The organism is Lapidilactobacillus mulanensis (assembly GCF_003946215.1).
Taxonomy (GTDB): Bacteria; Bacillota; Bacilli; order Lactobacillales; family Lactobacillaceae; genus Lapidilactobacillus; species Lapidilactobacillus mulanensis.
This window is the reverse complement of sequence record NZ_RHOW01000086.1, coordinates 1-2,955: the sequence shown is the minus strand read 5'-3', so window position 1 is coordinate 2,955 and position 2,955 is coordinate 1. Positions and strand designations below refer to the sequence as shown.

Below are 2,955 nucleotides of genomic sequence, written 5' to 3'. Positions count from 1 at the left end.
TGCCGTTCAAGAATGTGCATAAACACTTTAATTATTTGATTGTCCTCTTGACAGGAGCCGAGCCGTTTTAGCTGCTCGCTTTTTTTCAGTAATAAATCAACATTTACCAAGCCGATCATCCTTTCAAAAATAGTCCAATAATCAAATTAAAATATCCCTCGAATGTATAAAATTTTATACCTTGGGGGATTTTTGGGGGCGTGATTTGAAAAACTATATTAAACTATATCGAGAGAAAAATAAAAAAGCCTATTAAATCAGGCTTTTTGTTAGCTATAACTAGCTATATTTAGTGCTACAATGGTAAAATATGATGCAGGTGGGGCTCGGACCCACGACCTACGGTTTAGAAGACCGTTGCTCTATCCAGCTGAGCTACTGCACCATGACAACTTAATTATTATAGCTAAAAAATGTCTTGCTTGTCAATTAAACCTTGGAGGAAAGCTATGAAATACAATCAGTTTGCCAAACATTTACCAGAACTCGATCAGCAAATTCTGGAATTACAAAAAATCGATCTCTATCCTGTTGATCTGGCGCAATATTCTTTCCCAAAAATTGCCCAGCATGTTTTTCGTCATTTTTCACCCGACTATCGTTCTCAGGCAGCCGTTGAAACGCAACTGCACAATTTATTAGTTGACGAAAACCAAGATTTGTTTTCATACTTAGCAAGTGTTGATGATCATTTCAGCTCACAAGCCTTTTATAATGTGGCGTTGCAATACTTGGGCTTTTTCACACCACTCGATTTCTCATTGTCGGACCCTTTATCAACGATGAACAAGTTGGGCCTGCCTTTCCTTGATGAAGCTAGCTTCGATTTCGATTCATTTACAACTGCGGTCTATCAATTACTCAATACCCGTAGCAAAAATGGTCTGCTATTCATGGACAACTTGGCTAACCGCGGTTATTTTGCGGCTAATTTAAGTGCGCGCGAGCAACAACGGCCGCTCTTTTTTAACGGTAAAGCACAGGCCACGTTTGCGGCAGATCAGTTGATCCGCGAAATCGTTTATGTCGAATCTGATTTGGACACCGACAACGATGGCCAACGCGACTTATTAGAAGCAACAATCATTCGTCCTAAAGTTGCCAATAACTTCATTAAATTACCTGCCCTTTATACGGCTAATCCTTACTTCTTGGGCACAACTGACACTAAAATGAATTCAGTTGACGTTGATTTTGCCGTTAAAGAACCTGGTGATGCGCGTGACGCGCAAGATGATTTCGATCAATTTCATGAACTGAGAACGAAACCCGTTCCCACTGATCACAACGACCCATTCGCCAATCATCCTAGCGTGATCGAGCCAAACAATATTGGCACGGTCACCTTGAGCGATTATTTCTTAGCGCGTGGCTTTGCTTCCGTTTATGCGGCCGGAATTGGTACGCGCGGTTCGGATGGCATTCGTACTTGTGGTTCACCTGAAGAAACAACTTCAACCATCGCCATCATCGAGTGGCTCCACGGCGATCGTCGCGCCTACACCGATCGCTCGAAGCAAGACGAAATCAGTGCCTCTTGGTGCAGTGGTCATGTTGCCATGACTGGTAAATCTTATTTGGGCACTTTGGCGGTCGCGGCAGCCACGACTGGCGTTGCTGGATTGGACACCGTTATTTCCGAAGCTGCCATTTCGAGTTGGTATGATTATTATCGCGAACACGGACTCGTCGTTGCTCCGGAGACTTTCCAAGGCGAAGATGCCAACGTCTTGACCAACGAATGTTTCAGTCGGCAAAAGGATGCGGGTGATCTTGCCAAAGTTCAACCGTTCTACGATGAAAAGTTCAAACAAATGATCCACGATCAAGATCGCGAATCTGGTAGTTATAATCATTTCTGGGACGTGCGAAATTATCGTAACAACATTGCCAAAGTTAAATGCCCAATTGTCAGCGTTCATGGTCTGAATGACTGGAATGTGAAGCCAAAAAATGTGTACAAATTAAACGAAGCACTCAAGAAGCAAGGTGTCGCTCATAAAGTGATTTTGCATCAAGGTCAACATATTTACGTCAACAACTTCCCTAGCCTTGATTTCTATGACTTGATCAACCTGTGGCTGACGAATAAACTCTTCCTTGAAAAAAATCATGCTGATCAAATTTTCCCCGATTATCTGATTCAGAGCAATTTAAACGAGAGTGATTGGCAGACACCAGATACTTGGCAAGCTGAAACGGTTAAATCGCTTGAATTAGCGACAGACTTCGATCATGAAGATCGCAACAGTTTCGTCGATGATGGCGTCAAGGCTTTTCACGACAGTGGTCTCAAAGACTTGGCGTGGGAACAAGCCTTCATCAAAGAAGACCCGCGCTTTGCTAAAAATCAATTGGTCTTGAAAACGACGCCGTTATCTGAGGAAATGCTGATCACCGGTCGCCCCGTGCTCAAGCTGCGTGTTAAGAGCAGTGCCAATTACGGCCTTATTAGCGCCATGCTGGTCGATTACGGTGAAGCTAAGCGATTGACCACTCGTCCTCAAACAGTCGAACTAGCAGCACGTGAGCTGGGTTATCATGGTCGTCAAGAAACGACGATGGCTTTCAAAGAGAATCCCCAAGCAACACCTGCTAAATTAATTGCAAAATCACATCTCAATTTGCAAAACCGGATCTCTTCTTTCCAAGATGAAACTTTAGAGCCAGATACCTATTATGATATTGAGTTACCGCTCCAACCAACTTATTATCACCTGCCTGCAGGTCGGCAATTAGGCGTGATCCTGTATGCCACCGACATGGGCATGACAATTCGTCACGAAAATAACCTGGAATATACTTTTGATCTCGAAAATTCAAGTCTTGAGATCCACCAAGGCTAACTATTATCGACAACAGACAAAAAGCGCAAATACTCATCCAACTGTGAAGTGCAACATAAAAGTTAGACAAAAATAAATAGTTTTACGCAGCTAAGGTATGTTCTCGGTA

Annotated in this window: 1 protein-coding gene and 1 tRNA gene; one reads left to right on the top strand and one right to left on the bottom strand. The window is 43.0% G+C overall.

Annotation, left to right across the window (positions count from 1 at the left end):
• Window positions 1-311: 311 nt before the first annotated feature.
• Window positions 312-385 (bottom strand) — tRNA-Arg (locus EKM67_RS10525).
• A gap of 64 nt (window positions 386-449) precedes the next feature.
• On the opposite strand from EKM67_RS10525, the gene EKM67_RS10520 reads away from it, so the two are divergent.
• Window positions 450-2,846, top strand: a complete 2,397-nt coding sequence (locus EKM67_RS10520) for a Xaa-Pro dipeptidyl-peptidase (RefSeq protein WP_164506653.1) — start codon at window positions 450-452, stop codon at window positions 2,844-2,846.
• Window positions 2,847-2,955: the final 109 nt, after the last annotated feature.

What these genes read in the sequence shown, in the direction of transcription:
- EKM67_RS10520 (WP_164506653.1), top strand. Translation starts at nt 450, where the DNA reads ATGAAATACAATCAGTTTGCCAAACATTTACCAGAACTCGATCAGCAA.